The 22,650-nt window shown below is 35.3% G+C and carries 20 protein-coding genes and 1 pseudogene; 9 read left to right on the top strand and 12 right to left on the bottom strand.

All coding sequences use genetic code 11. The features are described from left to right. The first annotated feature begins 41 nt into the window (after window positions 1-41). Window positions 42-1,421, top strand: a complete 1,380-nt coding sequence (locus DI487_RS06255) for a TolC family protein (protein WP_109568869.1) — start codon at window positions 42-44, stop codon at window positions 1,419-1,421. A gap of 109 nt (window positions 1,422-1,530) precedes the next feature. Further along, window positions 1,531-2,118 (top strand): TetR/AcrR family transcriptional regulator, encoded by a 588-nt coding sequence (locus DI487_RS06250; RefSeq protein ID WP_109568868.1) that lies wholly within the window; start codon window positions 1,531-1,533, stop codon window positions 2,116-2,118. A gap of 10 nt (window positions 2,119-2,128) precedes the next feature. On the opposite strand, the gene DI487_RS06245 is transcribed toward DI487_RS06250, so the two are convergent. After that, entirely contained in the window at window positions 2,129-2,596 is a 468-nt protein-coding gene (locus DI487_RS06245) for a CYTH domain-containing protein (RefSeq protein WP_109568867.1), read from the bottom strand. A 74-nt stretch (window positions 2,597-2,670) separates the two neighbouring features. On the opposite strand from DI487_RS06245, the pseudogene DI487_RS06240 reads away from it, so the two are divergent. The 4 genes and pseudogenes from DI487_RS06240 to DI487_RS06220 all read left to right on the top strand — a co-directional run bounded on the left by DI487_RS06240 (window position 2,671) and on the right by DI487_RS06220 (window position 9,759). After that, window positions 2,671-4,721, top strand: a pseudogene (locus DI487_RS06240) (recombinase). A 14-nt stretch (window positions 4,722-4,735) separates the two neighbouring features. Next, entirely contained in the window at window positions 4,736-5,848 is a 1,113-nt protein-coding gene (dinB, locus tag DI487_RS06230; protein WP_109568864.1) for a DNA polymerase IV, read from the top strand. A 194-nt stretch (window positions 5,849-6,042) separates the two neighbouring features. Next, the gene (gene dprA / locus DI487_RS06225; RefSeq protein ID WP_109568863.1) at window positions 6,043-7,146 is read left to right on the top strand and encodes a DNA-processing protein DprA; all 1,104 of its coding nucleotides are present in this window, start codon (window positions 6,043-6,045) and stop codon (window positions 7,144-7,146) included. A 39-nt stretch (window positions 7,147-7,185) separates the two neighbouring features. Beyond that, window positions 7,186-9,759 carry a phosphoenolpyruvate carboxylase gene (locus DI487_RS06220; RefSeq protein WP_109568862.1) on the top strand — a complete coding sequence of 858 codons (2,574 nt, stop codon included), beginning with the start codon at window positions 7,186-7,188 and terminating at the stop codon, window positions 9,757-9,759. Between the two features lie 72 nt (window positions 9,760-9,831). Here the strand turns inward: DI487_RS06220 and DI487_RS06215 are convergent, their stop codons facing one another. The 6 genes from DI487_RS06215 to DI487_RS06190 all read right to left on the bottom strand — a co-directional run bounded on the left by DI487_RS06215 (window position 9,832) and on the right by DI487_RS06190 (window position 15,416). Next, window positions 9,832-11,553: an alkaline phosphatase D family protein gene (locus tag DI487_RS06215; RefSeq protein ID WP_109568861.1), complete on the bottom strand. Its 1,722-nt coding sequence runs from the start codon at window positions 11,551-11,553 to the stop codon at window positions 9,832-9,834. A 147-nt stretch (window positions 11,554-11,700) separates the two neighbouring features. Continuing rightward, entirely contained in the window at window positions 11,701-12,354 is a 654-nt protein-coding gene (locus tag DI487_RS06210) for an HD domain-containing protein (protein ID WP_109568860.1), read from the bottom strand. Window positions 12,355-12,361: 7 nt separating this feature from the next. Then, the gene (locus tag DI487_RS06205; protein WP_109568859.1) at window positions 12,362-13,348 is read right to left on the bottom strand and encodes an acyl-ACP desaturase; all 987 of its coding nucleotides are present in this window, start codon (window positions 13,346-13,348) and stop codon (window positions 12,362-12,364) included. Between the two features lie 7 nt (window positions 13,349-13,355). After that, complete coding sequence (locus DI487_RS06200) at window positions 13,356-14,087, bottom strand: lysophospholipid acyltransferase family protein (protein WP_109568858.1); 732 nt, start codon at window positions 14,085-14,087, stop codon at window positions 13,356-13,358. A gap of 97 nt (window positions 14,088-14,184) precedes the next feature. Next, on the bottom strand, window positions 14,185-14,595 hold the full coding sequence (locus DI487_RS06195; protein ID WP_109568857.1) for a BrxA/BrxB family bacilliredoxin: 411 nt from the start codon (window positions 14,593-14,595) through the stop codon (window positions 14,185-14,187). 74 nt (window positions 14,596-14,669) lie between these two features. Then, window positions 14,670-15,416 carry a transporter gene (locus tag DI487_RS06190; RefSeq protein ID WP_109568856.1) on the bottom strand — a complete coding sequence of 249 codons (747 nt, stop codon included), beginning with the start codon at window positions 15,414-15,416 and terminating at the stop codon, window positions 14,670-14,672. 86 nt (window positions 15,417-15,502) lie between these two features. Between DI487_RS06190 and DI487_RS06185 the strand changes: the two genes are divergently transcribed. The 3 genes from DI487_RS06185 to DI487_RS06175 are packed head-to-tail and all read left to right on the top strand — an operon-like array spanning window position 15,503 to window position 18,453. Then, window positions 15,503-16,156, top strand: coding sequence for a metal-dependent transcriptional regulator (locus DI487_RS06185; protein WP_109568855.1), 654 nt, complete (start codon window positions 15,503-15,505; stop codon window positions 16,154-16,156). Window positions 16,157-16,159: 3 nt separating this feature from the next. Further along, a complete protein-coding gene (locus tag DI487_RS06180; protein ID WP_109568854.1) occupies window positions 16,160-18,034 on the top strand; it encodes an Nramp family divalent metal transporter in 1,875 nt (624 codons plus the stop codon). A gap of 2 nt (window positions 18,035-18,036) precedes the next feature. After that, window positions 18,037-18,453, top strand: coding sequence for a hypothetical protein (locus DI487_RS06175; RefSeq protein WP_109568853.1), 417 nt, complete (start codon window positions 18,037-18,039; stop codon window positions 18,451-18,453). On the opposite strand, the gene DI487_RS06170 is transcribed toward DI487_RS06175, so the two are convergent. The 5 genes from DI487_RS06170 to DI487_RS06150 all read right to left on the bottom strand — a co-directional run bounded on the left by DI487_RS06170 (window position 18,450) and on the right by DI487_RS06150 (window position 22,470). After that, entirely contained in the window at window positions 18,450-18,572 is a 123-nt protein-coding gene (locus DI487_RS06170) for a FeoB-associated Cys-rich membrane protein (protein WP_109568852.1), read from the bottom strand. The two genes, DI487_RS06175 and DI487_RS06170, sit on opposite strands and share 4 nt — an antisense overlap. 11 nt (window positions 18,573-18,583) lie before the next feature. Continuing rightward, a complete protein-coding gene (locus DI487_RS06165) occupies window positions 18,584-19,390 on the bottom strand; it encodes a hypothetical protein (protein WP_109568851.1) in 807 nt (268 codons plus the stop codon). 3 nt (window positions 19,391-19,393) lie between these two features. After that, window positions 19,394-21,490: a ferrous iron transport protein B gene (gene feoB, locus DI487_RS06160; RefSeq protein ID WP_109568850.1), complete on the bottom strand. Its 2,097-nt coding sequence runs from the start codon at window positions 21,488-21,490 to the stop codon at window positions 19,394-19,396. Next, on the bottom strand, window positions 21,480-21,731 hold the full coding sequence (locus DI487_RS06155; protein WP_109568849.1) for a FeoA family protein: 252 nt from the start codon (window positions 21,729-21,731) through the stop codon (window positions 21,480-21,482). The genes feoB and DI487_RS06155 overlap by 11 nt, the downstream gene beginning before the upstream one ends. A gap of 73 nt (window positions 21,732-21,804) precedes the next feature. Next, window positions 21,805-22,470, bottom strand: a complete 666-nt coding sequence (locus DI487_RS06150; RefSeq protein ID WP_109568848.1) for an SCO family protein — start codon at window positions 22,468-22,470, stop codon at window positions 21,805-21,807. Window positions 22,471-22,650: the final 180 nt, after the last annotated feature.

Raw genomic sequence — 22,650 nt, 5'->3', positions numbered from 1 at the left:
AAGAGAAAAAGATACCACATAACGGGTAAAATAGTCATAAAATGAAAAAAATCATTCTTTTAATAGTTGTAGGGTTGACAATGCAATCGTGTTTTGTTGCCAAAAATTATAAAAAACCCGAAGTAGATACAACTAATTTATATAGAACAGAAGAAGTCTTAGACAGCACTTCCATAGGAACCTTATCTTGGAAAGAGCTTTTTACGGATGTTAAATTGCAAGAGTACATTAACGAAGGGATCCAAAATAATTTAGATCTTCAGATTGCTTTGCAAAACATGGCTTCAGCGGAAGCAGTGTTAAAGCAGGGAAAAGCAGGCTACATACCTTCTTTGACTGGTAATGCAACTTGGACACATCAGGAAACATCCTCAAATAGTCAGTTTGGGCGACTTTTCAGTAGTATCGATCAGTATGAACTATCGGGCGTGTTAAGTTGGGAAGCAGATATTTGGGGTAAAATCAGAAGTACAAAGAGAGGTGCTTTAGCGGCTTATCTTCAAACAGAAGCTGCTAAAAGAACAGTTCAGTCAGAACTAGTTGCCCAAATAGCCTCTTTATATTACCAGATGTTGGCAACAGAAGAGCAAATCAAAGTGGTAACACAAACGTTAGAGAATCGTAAAAAAAGTGTTGAAGTCATCCATGCTCTGAAAGATGCCGGAAATGTTAATGAAGTAGGAGTTAAGCAAACGGAAGCGCAACAATATGCTACCGAAGTAACGCTTAGTGATTTAAAGTACAATCTGAGAGTACTGGAAAACTCATTTAATGTGTTGTTAAACAAAAAACCGGGTTCTGTTGAAAAGGGTAATTTTAATGAACAGAATATAACGGTTGATATCAAAACAGGAGTGCCGGCAATGTTGTTGAGCAATCGTCCTGATGTGGTTTCAGCCGAATTAAATTTCAGAAATACTTTTGAACAAACCAATGTGGCTCGTAGTAATTTCTATCCTTCATTAACAGTAACAGCTACGGGAGGTTTTCAAAGTCTAGAGTTGAAAGAATGGTTTAGTGCGAAATCATTATTTGCAAATATTGTAACAGGTTTAACACAACCGATCTTCAACCAAAGAAAAATAAGAACACAATATGAAGTTGCTAAAGCAAATCAACAAGTAGCTTATTTACAGTTCGAAAAATCGCTTTTAACCGCCGGAAAAGAAGTGTCAGATGCTTTAGCAAGCTATACAAATGAAACAGATAAGCTGGTGTCTCGAAAAAAGCAATTAGATGCATTAAAAGCAGCAGCAAATTATTCAGATGAATTGCTTCAATATGGTATGGTAAACTATTTAGAAGTATTAACGGCTAAAGATAATGCGTTAAGTACTGAGATAAATTATATTGATAATAAATACCAACAGTTGAATGCTGTGATCAGCTTATACAAAGCACTGGGTGGCGGAGCAAATTAAAAAATAATGCTGTCTGAAAATCCATTTTACTGAATATTTGGTTTTCTGAGAGAAAGGGTTGATTATTTCTTAGGAGGTAAAATGATTTCAGACAGCTTTTTTATTAGATATGGAAACAAAGAAACACGAGTTGATTCAGCGAACATTGGATTATTTCCTGAAATACGGAAGTAAAAATGTTACTATGGATGATATCGCTTCTGAGTTTGGTGTTTCCAAAAAGACGATCTATTCCTGCTTTAAAAATAAGGAAGAACTCGTTCGTGACTGTACCCAATTTTTGTGGGAAAGATTTCTTGAAGAGTTAGATAAAATTGAAGTGAAAGATCCGATCAGAAAAATTATTCTGATCTATCAAAAAGTAATAGAGCATATTAGTTCAATAAGACCTGTGTTTGTTTTCTCTTTAAAAAAGTATCACAAAGAGTCATTTGAGGATTACGATCTCTATAAAGTATATTTCAGAGATCACATTGTATTACCATTGCTTAAACAAGCTCAGGAGGAAGGTAAGATCGATACTGAGGTATTACTGGAGCTGTTTTACCAAGTAAACTTTGATGATATCGGAGAGCGATTGTGGCAATTAAAATTCTTTGAAGAATATTCCAATAAAATGGCACTGGAATATTTTGTGATCCAGAAACTTAAAGGCATTGTGAAAGTAGACTATCTGGATTTGTTTTTATTCTCTTAATTTTTATTTTTTACCAAGTGGCGTAAGGATGTTGGCTTAAATAAGAGTTGTAATAGCGAGGATCCTGTGTGACTTCTTCACCTAACCATTCCGGTTTTTCAAACTCCTCGTCTTCTGATTTTAATTCCAATTCAGCTAAAACCAAGCCTTTGTTTTCTCCTTCAAAAACATCTACTTCAAAAACATGAATCCCGACCATTACCTCATAACGGGTTTTATCGATCATTCCTTCTTCACAAAGTACTAATAAAGCGTCAGCCTCATGAACATCGATTTCCTTTTCCCATTCAAACCGGCTGATTCCGTTTGCACTACTTTTTCCCTTAACCGTAATGTACCCTTTGTTCGATTTGATGCGAACCCTAACCGTACGTTCGGGAGCTGAGTTTAAGTACCCTTGAACAATTCGGTTTATACAAGTACTTTCTTTGACGAAATCGTCTGATTTGACCAAAAATTTACGTTCAATCTCTTTCAAAGTTTCTTCTTTTTTATGTCACGAAAGTATTAAAAAATACCAGTATTTGCTATATTTACGGGAGATTTTTACCTATGAAAATTTTTAGAAGAAATACCAACGACACCTTTGAAATCCTAACGAAATCTTATTTTAATGAATTACACGTCTGGAAAGATACAGAGAACAAAGTAGAGATTTTAGCAGGCCTGATAGATACCATTCGCCCTAAGAAAACAACAAACCTGAAGTTCTTCAATATCGATCCTATAATTGATTTTTTTAAGGAGAATGAGGTAGAACGCCAAAATTTTATAGCTTTTTTAAAAGAAATATTAGTTTATAAACGAATTAATACCATTTTTTCAGATGCCGGAATTTTACAGGAAACCGATTTTTTCTATGAGGTAAGAAAACGCATTTTCGCTAAGATAATACCTTATCAGGCTCCTAAGAATACTTTAGAATTTGTTCTGAATCAGGTATTTTATGACGCTTCAGATCCGGAATGGCTGGAAAAAATTCCAATGATCCAGCTAACGGAACTTTTTTATCTGTTAGAATTCACCAATATTTACGAAGAGAATCAACCGGATTTGTTTTTGGCTGAAGTAATACAATCGATGAATCTGTTATTGCAACGTTCCAGCGGTAAAGCACTAGAAACAGATGTGGTACAAATGGTTCCGGAATATCATGAACACAGAAGTCCTTTTTCCGGTTTTGAAAAAGAACTATATCTTTTAGAAGATATTCTGAAAGAAGAGAATACACCCTGTTATGTTAGCTCAGAAGATATTATTTACAAGCAGTTGAACATTATGTTCCGGCAGTGTAATGATTTTGTAGACAAAGCATTTCATAATGCCTCAAAATACGGGATATCTTTACGGGTAAACCAAAACCTGCTGCGCATTCGTCAGCAATTAAAACGCTTGGGAGAGCTAATGCCTTTTCTGGTCATTGATAACGAAGAAGACAAGACACCTAAGACCATTCAATTAGTTCTGCTGCTTATCAGACACAATTCCCAGAAAAATAATATTGAAACTTTAGTAAGCGATAGCGTTCAGGTGCTTTCCTATGAAATTACACAGCATACGGCCAAAACCGGAGAAAAATATATTACAGAAACCCGCAAAGAATATTTTAAAATGTTTAAAGCGGCTTTAGGAGGAGGTTTTATCGTGGGAATACTTTGTATTATTAAAGTATTGTTCTCTAAACTTCCGGTGAGCGATTTCGGTCATGCAGTACTCTATAGTATGAATTATGCTTTCGGATTTATAGCGATTTATTTAATGGGATTTACATTGGCTACAAAACAACCCGCAATGACCGCTTCGGCACTTGTCAGAGCCATTCAGGAGGGCATGAAAAAAAAGAAAGCCCTTCCGGAAGAAAAACATCATGAATTTGCAGTTTTATTTTCGCATATCTTTCGCTCACAATTTATTGCCTTTTTAGGCAATATTATCATGGCCTTCCCAATTGCATGGTTAGGGATTTGGCTGATAGATACCGCTTTTAGTTATAATATCGCAGAGCAAAAATGGCTAAGACTCATAAATCATTTAAGCCCGGTGAAATCTCCAGCTGTTTTACATGCCGCTATTGCCGGGATATTTCTTTTTCTTTCCGGGATCATATCCGGAAGTGTATCAAACAGAGATAAGCATTTTCAGGTATATTACCGTATCCAGGAACATCCTTGGTTGAAACGGAACTTTGGAAAGGGTATGGCGAAAAGAATTTCAGAATGGTATGAAAGGAAATGGGCCGGAATAATATCTAATTTCTGGTTTGGAGTATTCATGGGAACAACAGCCTCTATAGGTGCTTTTATAGGGCTTAATCTGGATATCCGTCACGTTACATTTTCCGCGGGGAATTTTGCATTAGCGATGTATGGTTCGCAGTATCAATTGACCATTTCACAGATCGCATGGGATCCGTAGGATTGGTTCTGATCGGATTTATTAACTTTATAGTGAGCTTCGGTTTGTCATTAGCATTGGCCTTTAAATCCAGAAACATACCGTTTCAGGAATTGAGATCGATCAGCAGAGCAGTTTGGAGATATTTCAGAAAAAAACCATTGCGTTTTTTCTTTCCGGCAAAGATAAATGATGCCGAAGCTAAATAGAAATCATTTTTGTTATGGATTCCAATTTGTTTGCCAATCGAAAAATAATCCACATTGATATGGATGCCTTTTATGCCTCTGTAGAACAAATGGATAATCCTGAATTAAAAGGCTTACCGATCGCTGTCGGAGGAAGCGAACAGCGAGGAGTAGTAAGTGCAGCTAGTTATGAGGCAAGAAAATTCGGTGTGCGCAGTGCAATGAGCAGTATTCATGCCAAAAGATTATGTCCGGAACTTATTTTTGTAAGACCCAGATTTGACCGCTATAAAGAAATATCTAAAAAAATCCGGAAGATATTCCTGGAGTATACTGATCTGGTAGAACCCTTATCACTAGATGAAGCTTATTTAGATGTTACAGTTAATAAAAAAGGGATGCCCAGTGCCACATTAATTGCTCAGGAGATAAGAAAAAGAATCCTTACAGAAACAGGTTTGACCGCTTCGGCAGGGATTTCAATTAATAAATTTGTCGCAAAAGTGGCTTCCGACTACAATAAACCAGACGGACAAAAAACAGTTAATCCTGAAGAAGTAGAAGCCTTTCTGGAACAATTAGATATTAAAAAGTTCTATGGGATCGGTAAAGTTACAGCAGAAAAAATGTATCAGTTAGGAATATTTACGGGACTGGATCTAAAACAAAAAAGCCGGGAGTTTCTAGAAAAACACTTTAGTAACAGCGGAACTTATTATTATCAGATCTCAAGAGGGATACACCACAGTGCCGTAAAACCGAATCGCACGATTAAATCGGTAGGAGCCGAGCGCACATTCTTTGAGAATCTCTCATCTGAAATTTTCCTGGAAGATAAGATTATAAACATCGCCGATGAATTGGAAAAACGTTTGCAACGCAGTAAAATAGCCGGTAAAACGATCACGCTAAAATTGAAATACTCTGATTTTTCACTACAAACAAGAAGTAAGACATTACCTTATTTTATATCTGATAAAAATTTAATCATTGATGTGGCAAAAGAGCTATTGTATCAGGAGCGACTGAAAAATTCTGTACGGCTTCTGGGAATCTCTCTTCACAATCTGAATAATCAGTTTTCAAAAGACACTGAACCTAAACAAAAAAGTATCTCTATTCAGTTGCAGTTTAATTTTAAGGATTAAAACTTTAACAAAATATACATTTTTTCTGTATCCGAGTTAGGTTCAGGCTGTCGTATATTTGTGATGGTTAATAGCAGTAATTTTATTTCTTATCAAGAACATCTAGTCCCGAAATCCTTTCGGGACTTTTTGTTTTTTTATAGAATTTTAATTCTATATTTGTATCATTATAAGCCAATTAATTCATATACGCCATGCAACAGAACGATTTGTTCTTTACACTTGCTTTATTGCAAGTGGAAGGAATAGGAGATGTGATCTCAAAAAGATTATTACAAAACTTCGATACTGCTGAAGAAGTTTTTAAAGCCAAAAAGACAACATTGGCAAAAATAGACGGGGTAGGGAAACTACTTATCGAAAATTTAAAGAACCCCTCAGTTTTTCAAAAAGCAGAAAAGGAATTATTTTTTCTGGAGCAGGAAAAAATAAAAGTTCTGTTTTACAAAGATGATATCTATCCGGAACGATTGAAACATTGCTTTGATGCTCCGGTTATCTTGTTCCAATCCGGAAATGTAGAAATGAAACAGCAAAAACTGATAAGTATTGTCGGTACGCGAAAAATGACAACTTATGGTTCTGATTTTACCAGAAGATTTATTGAAGATTTAGCACCGTTAAATCCCACAATCATTAGTGGATTTGCCTATGGAGTAGACATCCTTTCACATCAGATGGCGATGGATCATGGTTTACAAACTATAGGTGTTCTGGCACACGGTTTAAATCAGATATATCCTAAAAATCACAAAAGATATATGGTAAAAATGGAACAGAAAGGAGGTTTTCTAACGGAGTTTTGGACACATACAAAACCGGACAGAGAGAATTTTGTTAAAAGAAATCGTATTGTAGCCGGAATAAGCGAGGCCATTATTGTAATTGAAAGCGCAGAAAAAGGAGGTTCACTCATTACGGCTCAGATAGCCAATGATTATAACAGAGAAGTATTTGCTGTTCCGGGAAGAGCGGGAGATAAGTATAGTCAAGGGTGTAATCATCTTATTAAAACACAAAGAGCACAATTGTTAACATCGGCAGCAGATTTGGTCTACATGCTTAATTGGGAAGTTAAAAAGAAAGAACCTAAACCTGTTCAAAAACAATTATTTGTTTCTCTGACGCCTGAGGAACAAAAAGTATATGATTTCTTGTTTCGTAACGGGAGGGAGCACTTGGATAGTCTTTCTCAAATATGTGGCATACCTGTTTTTAAATTGTCAGGAATCTTATTGAATATGGAATTGAAAGGAGTCGTAAAGCCTTTGCCCGGAAAATCTTTTGAAGCCATTTAAAAAATCGTTACCTTTAAATGTTTTTTCAAAAAGAAAGCTATGTATTCTTTACCTAAATTAGAACGTTTTAATCAAAACGTCGCCTCAAAATACAATATTTACAACAGCATATTCATTACACTCCCATTCGATGAGATCAATAATACCGGAGTTTTATTGCCGCTATTTTCTGAAGTCTGCGAGCAGGGGTTTAAAAGCAATATGAGCCCTGATGAAATTTTTAATGCGTTTGTAAGCAAGTATTTGGATAACCCTACTGAGGGCCAAAAAATAAGCCTGATGTTGCGATTTATTCAATATGTTGAACGACAGGTAGTGTTGTTTGATGCAATTGAAGATGCTGCTTTTTCAGTAGTGAACAACCTTGAAGGAAGAGGATCACTTCGTGATATGAAAGAGAATGCTGACCAGCGTTCTAAACTTCAGGAGCTAAATGATTTTCTGGAAGATTTCAAAGTGAGAGTTGTACTGACAGCCCACCCTACACAGTTTTATCCGGGTTCGGTTTTGGGTATCATAACAGATTTGACAGAAGCTGTTAAAGTCAATGACCTCAATAAAATAAAAGAATTGTTGGCTCAGTTAGGTAAAACTCCTTTTATCAAAAAAGAAAAACCGACACCTTTTGATGAAGCGGTAAGTTTGATCTGGTATTTAGAAAATGTATTTTACCATACAATCGGTGAAATGATGCAATATATTCAAAAGAATATTACAAAAGGGAAAGGTCTGTCCAATGACCTCTTAAACTTAGGGTTTTGGCCCGGAGGAGATCGGGACGGGAATCCGTTTGTTACTACTGAGATCACATTAAAAGTAGCAGACCGATTGCGAACCTCTATTTTGAAGTGCTATTATTTAGATGTTAGAAAACTGAAAAGAAAATTAACTTTTTCCGGTGTTGATGTTTTAGTAGCTGAACTGGAAAATAAATTATACCGTTCGGTATTCTACTCGAGTGGAAACATTTATATTACAAAAGATGAATTTTTAGAGTCATTACAGCAAATCAGAAAATTGGTGGTAGAAAAACATCAATCGCTTTATGTGGATGAAATCGATTTGTTAATCAATAGGTATAATGTATTCGGATTCCACTTCGCAACCTTAGATATTCGTCAGAACAGTAAAATTCATAAGCAGGTTTTTCAGGATATTATTTCCCATGTTCCTGCAATCTTTCCTGAAGATTATGACGAACTGGATGAAGTTGAAAAAATTGAAATTCTGTCCAATGTAAAAGCAAACCTTCAGGAATATGATTTTGATAATGAAATGACCAAAGCAACAATCAGCTCGATAAAAGCTGTTAAAGTTATTCAGGACAAAAACGGAGAATTAGGATGTAATCGTTACATTATCAGTAATAATGAAAGCGCTTTGAATGTAATGGAAACTCTGGCGATGTTTCATTTGACAGGGTGGGAAAATCCTACAGTTGATATAGTGCCTTTATTTGAATCGGTAGAAGATCTGATGAATGCAGATAAAGTAATGGAACGTTTGTATACGAATTCTGTGTATTCGAAACATTTAGCAAAAAGAGGAGGCCAACAGAGTATTATGCTTGGCTTTTCTGACGGTACAAAAGATGGCGGGTATTTAATGGCTAACTGGAGTATCTATAAAGCTAAAATGGCATTGACGGCTATTTCCAGAAAATATAATATAAAAGTCGTTTTCTTTGACGGGCGAGGAGGACCACCTGCACGCGGAGGAGGAAAAACACATCAATTCTATGCTTCTTTAGGTCCGAAAATTGAGAACAAGCAAATCCAGCTTACAGTTCAGGGGCAAACCATAAGCGCTAATTTCGGGACTCTGGATTCCAGTCGTTATAACATGGAAAATCTTTTGAGTGCCGGAGCCAATAATCAAGTATTCCATAGTGATGAAAATGAATTGACAGCCAAGGAAGAAAATGTACTTCAGGAACTTTCTGAAGTGAGCTATCAAAAATATATTGATTTTAAAAAGCACCCTAAATTTGTTCCTTATCTGGAGCAAATGAGTACATTGAATTATTATGCTAAAACTAATATCGGAAGCCGTCCGTCAAAAAGGAAACAATCTGCTCAGTTGAATTTAGATGATCTGAGAGCAATTCCTTTTGTAGGTTCCTGGAGCCAATTGAAACAAAATGTTCCCGGTTTCTTCGGAGTGGGAACTGCTTTAGCTCATTTTGAGAATAGCAATCGATGGGAAGAAGTACAGCAGTTGTATCATTCTTCCTTGTTTTTCAGAACTTTGATCGAGAATAGTATGATGGCTTTAAGTAAATCTTTCTTTCCACTAACGGCTTATATGAAAAAAGATCCTGAGTTTGGAGCATTTTGGCAATTGATATATGATGAGTTCTTAGAAACGCAGCGCTTATTGTTAAAATTGTCAGGCTTTAAGGAATTAATGGAGAATTATCCGGACAGTAAAGCTTCTGTTGCTATGCGGGAAAAAATTGTATTGCCATTACTAACGATCCAACAGTTTGCCTTATTAAAAATCAAGGAATTAAAAGAGTCTCCGGAAGAAAATGCTGATAAGATAGCGATATATGAAAAAATTGTAACACGGTCACTCTTCGGAAATATCAATGCGAGTAGAAACTCAGCATAGTTGATTGATAAGATACAGTAAAACAGAGGCAGTTATTTTAATTAACCGCCTCTGTTTGTTTTTATTTGGTTCCTACAAAGAATAAGATTCTGTTCTTTCAGTAGTTTCGGTATAATTTTCAGTGAATACAGAAGAAACGAAGTTCCATTCAGCATTAACAGTACTTGGTGTAAATTTTACAGTTACATAACCCCTGTCAGAAGCATTCAGATAATCCATATCATCAATTAAGAGTTGTAGGGCATCTTCAAAACCGGAAATACCGGTAGGATCTATTCCCAGATAAACTTCCAGTCCGGGAGAACTCACAGACGAGGTGGCAAACTCTTTACCTTTCTCATTATTGGAATTATCAGTCAATTTATTGTACCAGGCATTGTGTGTGTCTCCGGCAAGGGAGATAACTTTTTTTCCGGCAAAACCGGCATATAACATTTCCCGTTCCATTGGATAGCCATCCCATGCATCTAAATTATAAGGTAGAACAGTGTTTATTCTGGTTAGTTCTGCCGGAGTAAGTGTAGGATCTCCATTTGCAAAACGCAATTTGATTGTAACTAATTCCGTGATTTGCTGTTGAAAATATTGTAATGTGGCTGGCGAAGCAGATCCTTCAGACTGAATGGCGGCTAAAGTTCCTAATAATTCAGCCGGAATCATCATTTTACCCATTAAAACTTGTTGTCCCAGAACCTGCCAATGTGCAGGGCTTCCGGTTACTTCGGAGATCAACCAGTTTCTTTGTGTGGAACCTAAAATAGAGCGGTTAGGGTTCAGCCAATCTGTCTGGAATGAAACCGCATCAAAGTTTCCGGATGTGTCGTAATAATTTGCATAATCCAATTGTTGATCTCGTCCTATGATACGGGTGTCTAACATGATTAAGTTAACAAGATTTCCGATTTTAAAACTTCTGTATATTAAATTGATATCGTTGGTTTTCATCGGTAAAAATTCGCTGTAAGCTTTGATAGCAGCCTCTTTTCGGGCTTCAAAACTACCTTCGCTTGCCTGATGGTTTTCAGCTCCGTCTTTATAAGCATCATTCGCTATTTCATGATCGTCCCATACACAAATAAATGGTTTTTTCTGATGAGCCAGTTGTAAGTTCTTATCAGATCGGTATTGTTTATAGCGTGTTCTATAGTCGTTTAAAGTTATAATTTCATTAGCCGGGTGGTGCGTTCTTCCTAGTGTATTGGTGTAATCGTTTGTTCCATATTGATCTTGACCGTATTCGTAGATGTAATCACCTAAATGAACAATAATATCTGCATCTGAGTTAGCCATAGCATTGTAGACATTAAATAAACCGGCCGGATAATTAGAACAGGAGCAAACAGCCAGTTTTATTTCATTAACATCTAAAGGTAAAGTGATTGTTTCTCCTACAACAGAGGCATTTCTTTCTGTCATATTAAAAAAGCGGTAGTATAATTTTTTATTTGACTCCAGATTTTGCAACTCAATAGCAACAGTATAGTCTCTTGAAGCATCAGTTGTAACTTCACCGGATCTGAAAACTGTTTCAAAATCAGGATCATAAGCTACTTGCCAAATGATGGAAACAGAAGACTCTGTTGTATTGTAGCGGGTCCATATAATGACTTGGTCATGAGTGGGATCAAAACTAGCTACGCCATGAGGAAATTTATCTGAGGTATAATCTCTGGGAATAGCATAGACAGTGTCGTCGTCACTACAACTGATAAAATTAGGAGCTAATAATAAACCACCTGTTGTAAGAACAGAATTGATTAAAAAGCGTCTTCTGGAAAGAGAGTCTTGATTCATTTTTTTATTTTTTTGAATGAATCAAAATTCCAATTCTATTTTTTAAAAGCCTTAAAGGCAGTATTAAAACTTTATTAAGGAAAAAGAAAGAACGCTATAAATTGTTCCTCTTGTTAACATTTTGTAAAACTTTACGTAAAAAATGTTTTAAAGCAGTCCGTCCCATTCCGAGTAAAATTGAGCTAAAAAAAGCTCCATGAACCGATGTCTTTCTTTTGCCATCTTTTTACCCGTTTCCGTATTCATTTTATCTTGAAGAATCAAAAGTTTTTCGTAAAAGTGATTTAGAGTAGGAGCATTACTTTTCTTATACTCTTCTTTAGTCATATTCATTTTAGGTGCAATTGCAGGATCGTACATCGGACGGTTTTTAAAGCCACCATAATTAAAAGTTCGGGCTATGCCTATGGCTCCTATAGCGTCTAAACGATCTGCATCCTGAACTATTTGAAGTTCAAGAGAAGAAAAATCAGGATTGAAATTCCCTCCCTTGAACGAAATATTCTCTATTATGGAGACAACGTGACGAACAATCTCTTCGTCAACCTCTTGTTGTAAAAGAAATTCACGAGCGGTCTTAGGTCCGACGGTTTCATCTCCGTTGTGAAACTTTGAATCAGCTATGTCATGGAGTAAAGCTGCTAATTGGACAATTTCTATATTACAATCAGTTTCATGCTCTGCAATTTGAACAGAATTTTGAAATACCCGTTGAATGTGAAACCAATCGTGGCCACCTTCGGCATTTGCCAATTGTTTTTTTACAAAACCTATAGTGTTGTCGATGATAGCTTTACCCATAGTAAACTTAAACAGTTGCCGGTTGAACCCATTTAAAGATATGGCTTGTTTCCGGAATTACCAAACGTTCTGATATTTTTGCCATTCTTTGCGGTAATTTCATTAGAAAATCCCTTGCTTTCTCGGCTTCATCAGTTAAATTGGTCATTTTGTCAATTTCCCATTTGTCAATCAACTTTTGAAGGATTTCAACATAATCCTGAGCGGTATATACACCGATGCGTTGGGCTGAATCTGAAAATTGTTCAAAAGCGGTACTGATTTTTTGACCTGATTCTCTCAGAAAATGAGCTGGCATGGTAATTTTATGTTTCATCATGTGTTGGAAAGCCAACATCATCTGACTCGGATCAACTTCAAAAATATTTTTTACGAAAGTGCTGTAAGCCATGTGGTGACGCATTTCATCTCCGGCAATGAGTTTACACATTTTGGACAACTTAATGTCTCCGTATTTTTTAGCTAATAAGGCTACTCTGTTATGTGAAATATATGTTGCTAACTCTTGAAAACTTGTGTATACAAAGTTTTTATAAGGGTCAGTTCCTGTACCGATATCAAAACCGTCATTGATTAAATGGTGAGTAGTTTGTTCTACTTCTTTCATATTTACTCGTCCTGACAAATACAAATATTTGTTCAGAACATCACCATGTCGGTTTTCTTCTCCGGTCCATTGACGAATCCATTTGCTCCAACCATTTCTTCCTTCCTGATCGACGCCTTCAACATTCATTAACCAAGATTCATAGGTAGGTAAAGCTTCTTCAGTGATAGTATCTCCTACTAATACTACCCAAAAATCATAAGGAAGATCTTTTGCTATTTCCCGTAATTCTTTAACGTTTTCTAAAAAGTTTTCGTTTTCAGAATCCGGAAGTAAGTCAGATGGTTGCCAGATTTTTTCAACCGGAATTAAAAATTCTTCCACGAAGCTGTCAATTTTTTTCTCTAAAAATTGCATCACTTCTAATCGGATGTTGTGTATAGACATTATTTTTTTATTTAAGATTATTTATAATAACATTTTCGGTCTTTTCGAATATCTCTTCAAAAGAATAATCCGAAATTTTTAAAGGTTCATGGATATTAAAATATAAACGATTTCCAAGCCCTAACGGGAATTGTCCGAATCGAGTCATTTTCCAAGAATTACTGATGCTGATAGGAACAAAATAAGCATCCGGTGCAAACTTGTAGAGCATTTTTAACCCGTTAACAGAAAAAGCTTTAGGTTTTCCGGTTTTACTACGGGTCCCTTCCGGAAATATAACGACAGAATAGTTGTTTTTATTGATATATTCTCCCACTTTTTTTATGGCCGGTAAAGCTTGTTTCGGATCTTTCCGGTCAATAAGTGCCGAACCGCCATGTTTTAAATTATATGAAATACTAGGAATTCCTTTTCCTAATTCTTTTTTACTGATGAATTTCGGATGCCAATGACGCATGAACCAGATGATCGGTGGTATGTCATATAAGCTTTGATGATTTGCGATGATGATCAAAGGTGCATTTTTCGGAAGCTGATCTCTTCCTGTAATTGAATAGGTCGTTCCTAAGATATGAGTAGTCCGAACTAGAAATAAATTTAAGATGGCCACGCTCCGGCGATGAGCATTATAGCCGAAAACGTTAAGACATATACGTTGGATCGGTTCAAATAGTACGAGCCATAAAAAAAACAGCACGTAAAAAATAATAGACAACGGTATAGAGATAATCTTTTGCATCAGATTTAGTTTGTATTACAAAAGTAACTTTAAAAACAAAAAACCATCGTTTTTTTGATGGTTTTTTGCTAGAATGCTATATACTGTAAGTTTTAATTTAACAAAACTCGTCGAAAGCGTCTTTTAGATTTTCTGCAATTAATTCTGCCGGACGCCCTTCAATATGGTGTCTCTCTAACATGTGTACCAATTCTCCGTCTTTAAACAAAGCAATACTTGGTGATGAAGGAGGAAAGGGGAACATGTGTTCTCTGGCTTTTGTCACAGCATCTTTATCAACCCCTGCAAAAGCGGTTACTAAATGAGCTGGTTTTTTAGCGTTGTCTAAACTCATTTTTGCACCCGGTCTTGCGTTTCGGGCAGCACAGCCACAAACGGAGTTTATCACTACTAAAGTAGTTCCTTCTTTAGCTAAAGCATTTTCTACATCTTGTTCTGTATATAATTCCACAAAACCGGCATCTGTTAACTCCGCTTTCATAGGTCTTACCATTTCTTCTGGATACATAGTCTTTTTTTTAAATTATACGCAAATTTACGAATAAAAGTTTATTGAGAATCAATAAAAATATTAAAGTCTTCTTAAAGACGAAATGAAAAGCCTGTAGCCCAATAATATTTCGGAGCAGCTGAATTTAAGCCTAAACCGGCCGAACAATCAACCATAAAATCGGATGAAATCAAATAGGTAAATCCGCCATCAAAAAGATGTTGGGCTGGTTCTTTTTTCGTAAGATTACCAAAAACTTCTGCATAAACCCCTAATCTGCCAGTAATTGAATAGCCATAAGAAACAGTATAAATATAAACCGGAAATAAATCGTTAGTATCCCATTCTGTTCCTAAATTATAGCTGAATGTTTGATTGTGGTGTAGATTGTGTAAAAATGTAAGTCGGAATTCAGGTGCCCATTTTTCATTGCGAAATGCTTTTGAAGCACTTTTAACTAAGTGAGCATGGGCAATGAGAGAAATCTTAGGGAAGATTCCGTTTTCTTCAGTAAGTTTTATTTTAGTTCCGAATGCTATCGGACGGAAGCCGCTTACTTCCTGAGTTTCATCTTTTTCTTTTGTTAATTCGGTTATCATTCTGAATTCGATTTTTTCTGAAAAACCATATTTCCATAAGTTTTCGATAAAATTGATGTTATAACTTTTGCTAGTATGCTTCGTGTAACTAAAACCATTTTCCATTTGAAATCTCCCTTTAGGAACCAAAAAGGCTGTTTCTGTCTGGTCGGGTCTGTCCGTATTAATAGCTGTTACTGCGGATTCCTGTGCCTGTAAAAAACTACCGAAAAGAATTAAATAGATGTGTTTTTTAATCATGTTTTAAATTTATTTTTAGACAAACCTAAAAATTAAATTTGGTTATACAAAATATGTTTTTAAATTTGCTAAACAATTTGATTATCATGACTATTTCAGAAGAAAACTATTTAAAAGTAATTTATCACTTGTCTTTAGTTTCACCAAAAGGGGTTAATACGAATGCTATTGCAGGAATGATGGATGCCAAAGCTTCATCGGTAACGGATATGATTAAAAAACTGGCAGATAAAGAATTAGTGAGCTATATTAAGTATCAAGGTGTTTCTTTAACTGAAAAAGGCTCTTACTCAGCTAAGATGATTGTGAGAAAGCACCGTTTATGGGAAGTCTTTTTAGTAGAAAAATTGCGATTTTCTTGGGATGAAGTACACGAGATCGCGGAAGAACTCGAACACATAAAGTCTGAAAAACTAATCAATCGTTTGGATGAATTTTTAGGTTTTCCGGATTTTGATCCGCACGGAGACCCGATTCCGAATACAAACGGTGAAATTAAGAAAATAAACAAACTACTATTATTAGAAGGGATGTTGCAAACACCTTACGTTTGTATAGGGGTGAAAGATACATCATCAGATTTTTTACGATATTTAGACAAACAAAAAATAGCATTAGGTTCTGTAATTACTATTTTAGAGAAAGATGATTTTGATGATTTGCTGAAAATTGAAGTGAATGGGGTCAGATCTGTGATTTCAACGAAGATTGCCGGAAATTTATATATTAAAAAACAGTAGTTTATGAAGAAGAATAACTCATTGGAAGAAGTTCATAATTCGATAGATACAGGAGCAAAAACATCTGTTTTTAAAAGGATATTAGCTTTTTTTGGCCCAGCTTATATGGTAAGTGTCGGGTACATGGATCCCGGGAATTGGGCCACAGACCTTGCGGGAGGAAGCCGATTTGGCTATACTTTGTTATGGGTTCTCTTGATGTCTAATTTAATGGCCTTGCTTTTACAAAGTTTGAGTGCCAGATTAGGAATTGTACGGCAAAGAGATTTAGCTCAGGCCTCCAGAGATACTTATTCGAGACCTGTTAATTTTATATTGTATTTTTTAGCAGAGATTGCAATTGCGGCTTGTGATCTGGCTGAAGTTCTGGGAATGGCAATAGGACTTGAACTTTTATTTGATATTCCATTATTATGGGGCGTTAGCATTACGCTTTTAGATACGTTTCTTTTATTGTTTCTGATGAACAAAGGCATCAAAAAGATGGAAGCCTTTATTATTTCGTTAATTGCAATTATTGGTCTCTCCTTTATTATAGAAATATTCCTTGCTGAACCGGAAATGAGTGAAATGGCAAAAGGATTGATTCCTTCTATTCCCGGAGGTGAAGCGCTTTACATTGCTATCGGAATTATAGGAGCAACTGTAATGCCGCATAACTTGTACCTGCATTCTTCATTAGTACAAACCCGAAAGTTTGACCGAACCAAAAAAGGAATTAAGCAGGCGATCAAATACAATTTCTGGGATTCAGTAATTGCTCTGAATTTAGCTTTTTTCGTTAATGCGGCAATTTTGATTCTTGCTGCAGCCACTTTTTACAGAAACGGAATGTTTGAAATAGCTGAAATTCAGGACGCTCATAAATTGTTACAACCGCTTTTAGGAACAAAATGGGCTGCTATTTTATTTGCACTGGCTTTGATCGCCGCAGGACAAAGCTCAACAATCACAGGGACATTAGCCGGACAAATTGTAATGGAAGGCTATCTGAATTTGAGAATTCAACCGTGGGTTAGAAGAATTTTAACCCGTTTGGTGGCTATAGTACCGGCTTTTTTGGCTATTTATTATTTTGGAGAGAGGTCAACAGGAGAATTATTGATCTTAAGTCAGGTTATCCTGAGCTTGCAATTAGGATTCGCGATTATTCCATTGATTCATTTTGTGAGTAATAAACAGAAAATGCAAGGCTTTGAAATTTCTTTGCCAACTAAAATAGTTTCCTGGTTAGTAACTTTGGTGATCGTTTCATTAAACATTAAATTGGTGTATGATGAGATCCACTCATGGCTTATGTCTTCTGAAAATCCGGTTTATATCTGGGTATTTGTAATACCTTTAGCTGTTTTTTTCTTATTCTTACTGGTCTATATTACAATTAAACCGGTCTTAGAAAAAGCACGAGGGCAAGCCAAATTAGTACCGCATATCGATAAAATAATCGTGTCAGAGAATAATCGTTCTATTACGTATGCTAATATTGCAATTGCATTAGATTTCTCTGAAATTGATAAGAAAAGTTTAGAGAGTGCTTTTCAGCTTGGAGGAAAAGAAGCGAAATATGTTTTGATTCATATTGTAGAAACTGTTGGAGCGTTTGTTTATGGAGACAAAGCGCATGATTTTGAAACTATGAGCGATGCCAGGTACTTAGATGAATATAAAAAGAAAATGGAAGCTTTCGGTTATAAAGTAGAGGTTAGATTGGGCTTCGGAAATCCTAAAACAGGTATACCGGAAGTAGTAAACGGAGCCGATTTTGATATTTTAATTATGGGAGCTCATGGCCATAATTGGGTCAAAGATTTGCTTTTCGGAACAACCGTGGGGGCTGTACGTCATAAAATAAATATTCCGGTTTTAATTACAGTTTAAAAATGAAAAAGCTCATGATAATAGCAACGCTTATTTTAGTAAGTTGCAATAGCGTTAAAGATTTTACAAAGGATGGGATACTGGAAATTTCCAGCCAGAAGAAAGTACAAGTTAGTGAAACAACATTTCTGAAAATAGAAAAGATAGTTTCGGATAGTCGTTGTCCGAAAGGAGTTGCTTGTGTTAGAGCCGGAGAAGTAAAACTGATTTTAGGTGTTTATGATGAAACAGACCATTCGGAAGTCTTACTAACATTGGATCCTCTTAATTTTGAAACGAATAAAAAATTTTTAGAAAGCCGTATCAAGTTAAATGATCAGACAATTTCAGCTATACATGTTTATCCTGAAAAAGTAGCAGGACAGACAATAGTTCTGAAAGATTATTGGTTGAAGATCATTTTGGAAAAGAAGAATTAATGACAATTACAATCTTCTCCGCAGGAATTGGATTTCTTTGTTTTTTTTCGCCAAAAGAATTTACGAATCAGAAAGATCAGGGCAAAAGCGACTGTTATATAAACTAAAATTTGTTGCATTTTCTGAAAGATTAAAAATAATGTCCGATACCTAAAGTTACAAAATTATATTGAGGTGTCCCAATTTTAAGATGCTCAAAGCCAAATGAACAGACGTTTTTTCTAAAATGATAATTTCCTTTAAAAGTGTATGTGTTTACAGGAATGCTATTCATAGAACTCCAGTTCAGATCTCCTGAAAAACTGATGTTTTTTATTAGAAATGTATCAAAATGAATGCCTAAATTCAATCCCGCCTGTTTGATGTCATTGCCAATATAGGTCAGGCCGATATTCCAACCGAAATTAAATTCCTGAAAACGTATTCGGTCATACATCAAGTTAAACTGAAATAATGACAACTGATCCTGGGTATGGGAAATAGGGTTTCGCTCAAATAACTGATGAAAATCGGTTTTAAAATAAAAATGACTGAAAGGTCTGTATTTCAATGTAAGACGATTGGCAAACAAATTTGAATTGCTGTACAAAAGGTTTTCACTTACGAGAAATTGGAAGTTGCGTTCTTTTTTTAAAGCTGTATAATTGCCGAGTGTTTGCTCTTGAAAAGGATGTCGGTTAACATAATTTCCAAGATGTTCTTCACTGTTATAGTTACCTATAACGACATATTTAAAAACACCCCAAGTCATATACATAAAAACTTTACCGACTAAGGGCATTTCTTTGCGATCGTCAGCAGTAGTTCTCTTTTTTGTCTCGGGTTCTTCTTTTGCTGCTTTTAATTCTTTTTTTGATCGGTCAATTTTGTTTTGACTCAGGCTTACTTGAAATGACAGAAAAAGCAGTAGGAGGAAAATGAGAAAAACTTTTTTCATAAGTTATTTCAGAGCTTGATAAGCAATTAAAGCAATCACATAAGCAAATCCACTCATAAAAACTAATTGTATAACCGGCCATTTCCATGAGTTTGTCTCTTTTTTAACAATAGCTAAGGTTGAGATACACTGCATAGCAAATGCATAAAATAACAGTAAAGAAATTCCTGATGCAAAATTGAAAATCTTGTTTCCTGTAACGGGGTTGACTTCTGCTGCCATTCTGTTTTTGATCGTTACTTCTTCGTCACTATGACTTCCTACACTGTAAATGGTTGCCAGAGTCCCGACAAAGACTTCACGAGCCGCAAAGGAGCTTACAACTGCTACACCTATTTTCCAGTCATATCCTAAAGGTCTGATTACAGGTTCTATCATTTTCCCGGCAATACCAATATAAGAATTCTCTAACTTATAAGAATTAATTTCATCTTCTAATTCAGAGCTCGATTTGTCCTGATGTTTAGCATTTACAATTGCTTCAGCATTGTCAAAACTTTCTTTTGGACCATGAGACCCTAAAAACCAAAGGATCACAGACAGCGCCAGAATGATTTTTCCGGCACCTGTAACAAAGGATTTCGTCTTTTCAACAACGTTGATGGCTACATTACGAAACAATGGAATTTTGTATGAAGGCATCTCCACAACAAAATAAGACTTGCAATTTAATTTCAGGATTTTATTTAAAATGTATGCTGATAAGATTGCCATCCCGAATCCGGCAAGATACAATCCCATTAAGGTTAACCCTTGAAGATTTAAGAACCCCAATACTCTTTTTTCAGGTATTATTAAAGCAATTAAAATAGCGTAAACGGGAAGTCTTGCAGAGCAAGTGGTGAAAGGAGTGACTAATATTGTGATCAGACGTTCTTTCCAGTTTTCTATATTTCGGGTTCCCATAATGGCAGGAATAGCGCAGGCAGTTCCTGAAATTAAAGGAACAATACTCTTTCCTGATAAACCGAATTTCCTCATGATTTTATCCATAAGGAATACAACACGACTCATATAACCGCTTTCTTCCAGAATAGAAATGAATAGAAATAAAAAGGCAATTTGCGGAATAAAGATGACGATTCCTCCTATACCCGGAATCAATCCTTCACTAATTAAATCGGTAAATTCACCAGGTGGCAAATGGGTCTTAGCAAACGAACTCAAATTAGCAAAGAGCTCGTCTATAAAATCCATAGGAACGCTACTCCAGTCAAAAATAGACTGAAAGATCAAAAGCAGAATACCAAAGAAAATTACATAACCAAAAATTTTATGGGTTAATATACGATCTAGCCGAGCTCTCAGATCGGTAGCTTTTGTAAGATCAATCTTTTGCCCTAATTTAAGGGTGTCATTAATAAACTGATAGCGTTTTATGGTTTCTTTCTGCTGTAAACGTTTTAATTCAGAATGCGATTTTGTAAATGAACTTTTGATCTCATTTCGTTCTAAATTTAAAAAGTTTACATCTTGCGTAATGACCAGCCAGAGTTTATATAATAATTGATTTGGAAAAGCTTTTCGAAGTTTATCAAAATATTCCGGATCAATGCCGGAAGCATTTAAACAAGGTTCTGTGGGTAGATCTTCGTAATTTAAGATTAACTCTTTTAGAGTATCAATCCCTGTTTTTTTTCGGGAACTAATTAAGGCTATTTTGGTTTTCAGTTGTTGTTCCAAAACCGGAATGTCTAATTCAATTCCCTTTAACTGCATTCGATCCGCCATGTTGATGACCAAAATAGTAGGAATTTCCAAATCTTTAATTTGAGTAAATAAAAGAAGGTTTCGTTTCAGGTTTTCAACTTCAGAAACAACCACCGCAACATCCGGAAAATCTTCGTCATTTTTATTCAAAAGCAACTCAATAACCACATTTTCATCAATAGAGCTGGCATTTAAACTATAAGTCCCGGGAAGGTCAATGATTTTAGCTTTTACATTCTCAGATAATTTGCTGTACCCTTGTTTCTTTTCAACGGTAATTCCCGGATAGTTGCCTACTTGTTGGTTTAACCCGGTTAGCTGATTAAATACAGAAGTTTTACCTACATTCGGATTACCAATCAGGGCAACTTTTAAAATTTTATTTTGCATCTACATTTAGCGAATTTTCCAGAACGACGGTTACTTCATGAGCGATTTCCTTCCTGATAGCTACATGAGAATCATTGATGTTAAAATAATATGGATCGCCTAAAGGTGCGATCTGTACCAAGGCAACTTCATTTCCGGGCAAACATCCCATCTCTAAAAGTTTTAGTGGGATTTCATCAATATTTACATCAATAATTATAGCCTTTTCACCAATTTTTAATTCTGAAAGAGAGACCGACATCCTTATTTAGATTGAATTAAAATACAAATATACGCTATATTTAATAAATCGAAATGATATTTATCATTAAAATTTATTCGTTGCATAAGAAGTTAATATCTTCTAAGAGCTTTTCCATGTCCTCTTTGTTTGTACCGTCATAAAAACCTCTGATCCTTTTCTTCTGATCTACCAGAACAAAATTTTCTGTATGAACCATGTCATATAGATCTTCAGGTTTTCCCGTTTTAACGACTAAATAAGACTTTCTTGCCAGATAATAAATGTCTTTCTTATTACCGGTTACTAAGTTCCATTTTTCATCAATCACTCCTTTTTCTAAAGCATATTGTTTTAAGACAGGAACGCTGTCAATATCCGGTGTAACCGAGAATGAGAGTAATTTTACTTTTGAATTATCTTTAATTTTATCCTGTAACCACACCATGTTATCGGTCATTTTCGGACAGATAGTTTGACAAGTGGTAAAGAAAAAATCGGCTACATAAACGTTGTTTTCATAATCTTTCTGAGTAATGGTTTTACCATTTTGATTAGTAAAAGCAAAATCAGCAATGACATGATTGTAACCAACATGTTGTACGGTAGAATCTACCAGTTCCGGATTTACATCTCTGGGAGTAAAGACCGGGAGAGTCTTTTTAGGAATAGAAAGTTCATATATTCCGATGAATATGATTATAGAAAGTAGACCGAAAAGAATAATGAAGTTTCTGTATTTTCTGAAGCCTGTTATCATCTTTTTTTTGCAAAAGTACAAAGGAAGAATAGTAGATTAAAATTATTTTAGAGATTAAACAAAGAATGAATAGTTGTAAATATTGCATATTTGCATATTTTTGTTAAAAAAATTTAAAAGTGTATTGGTTTTTGAATTAAAAATTGAAAATAAATAAATTTGCAGATTAAATAAATAGAA

The organism is Flavobacterium sediminis (assembly GCF_003148385.1).
In the GTDB taxonomy this organism is placed as follows: Bacteria; Bacteroidota; Bacteroidia; order Flavobacteriales; family Flavobacteriaceae; genus Flavobacterium; species Flavobacterium sediminis.
The sequence above is the reverse complement of the archived record's forward strand: the minus strand, read 5'-3'. Positions and strand labels throughout refer to the sequence as shown.

Coding starts and splice junctions, on each gene's coding strand:
- DI487_RS06255 (WP_109568869.1), top strand. CDS start 42: ATGAAAAAAATCATTCTTTTAATAGTTGTAGGGTTGACAATGCAATCG.
- DI487_RS06250 (WP_109568868.1), top strand. CDS start 1,531: ATGGAAACAAAGAAACACGAGTTGATTCAGCGAACATTGGATTATTTC.
- dinB (WP_109568864.1), top strand. CDS start 4,736: ATGGATTCCAATTTGTTTGCCAATCGAAAAATAATCCACATTGATATG.
- dprA (WP_109568863.1), top strand. CDS start 6,043: ATGCAACAGAACGATTTGTTCTTTACACTTGCTTTATTGCAAGTGGAA.
- DI487_RS06220 (WP_109568862.1), top strand. CDS start 7,186: ATGTATTCTTTACCTAAATTAGAACGTTTTAATCAAAACGTCGCCTCA.
- DI487_RS06215 (WP_109568861.1), bottom strand. CDS start 11,553: ATGAATCAAGACTCTCTTTCCAGAAGACGCTTTTTAATCAATTCTGTT.
- DI487_RS06210 (WP_109568860.1), bottom strand. CDS start 12,354: ATGGGTAAAGCTATCATCGACAACACTATAGGTTTTGTAAAAAAACAA.
- DI487_RS06205 (WP_109568859.1), bottom strand. CDS start 13,348: ATGTCTATACACAACATCCGATTAGAAGTGATGCAATTTTTAGAGAAA.
- DI487_RS06200 (WP_109568858.1), bottom strand. CDS start 14,087: ATGCAAAAGATTATCTCTATACCGTTGTCTATTATTTTTTACGTGCTG.
- DI487_RS06195 (WP_109568857.1), bottom strand. CDS start 14,595: ATGTATCCAGAAGAAATGGTAAGACCTATGAAAGCGGAGTTAACAGAT.
- DI487_RS06190 (WP_109568856.1), bottom strand. CDS start 15,416: ATGATTAAAAAACACATCTATTTAATTCTTTTCGGTAGTTTTTTACAG.
- DI487_RS06185 (WP_109568855.1), top strand. CDS start 15,503: ATGACTATTTCAGAAGAAAACTATTTAAAAGTAATTTATCACTTGTCT.
- DI487_RS06180 (WP_109568854.1), top strand. CDS start 16,160: ATGAAGAAGAATAACTCATTGGAAGAAGTTCATAATTCGATAGATACA.
- DI487_RS06175 (WP_109568853.1), top strand. CDS start 18,037: ATGAAAAAGCTCATGATAATAGCAACGCTTATTTTAGTAAGTTGCAAT.
- DI487_RS06170 (WP_109568852.1), bottom strand. CDS start 18,572: ATGCAACAAATTTTAGTTTATATAACAGTCGCTTTTGCCCTGATCTTT.
- DI487_RS06165 (WP_109568851.1), bottom strand. CDS start 19,390: ATGAAAAAAGTTTTTCTCATTTTCCTCCTACTGCTTTTTCTGTCATTT.
- feoB (WP_109568850.1), bottom strand. CDS start 21,490: ATGCAAAATAAAATTTTAAAAGTTGCCCTGATTGGTAATCCGAATGTA.
- DI487_RS06155 (WP_109568849.1), bottom strand. CDS start 21,731: ATGTCGGTCTCTCTTTCAGAATTAAAAATTGGTGAAAAGGCTATAATT.
- DI487_RS06150 (WP_109568848.1), bottom strand. CDS start 22,470: ATGATAACAGGCTTCAGAAAATACAGAAACTTCATTATTCTTTTCGGT.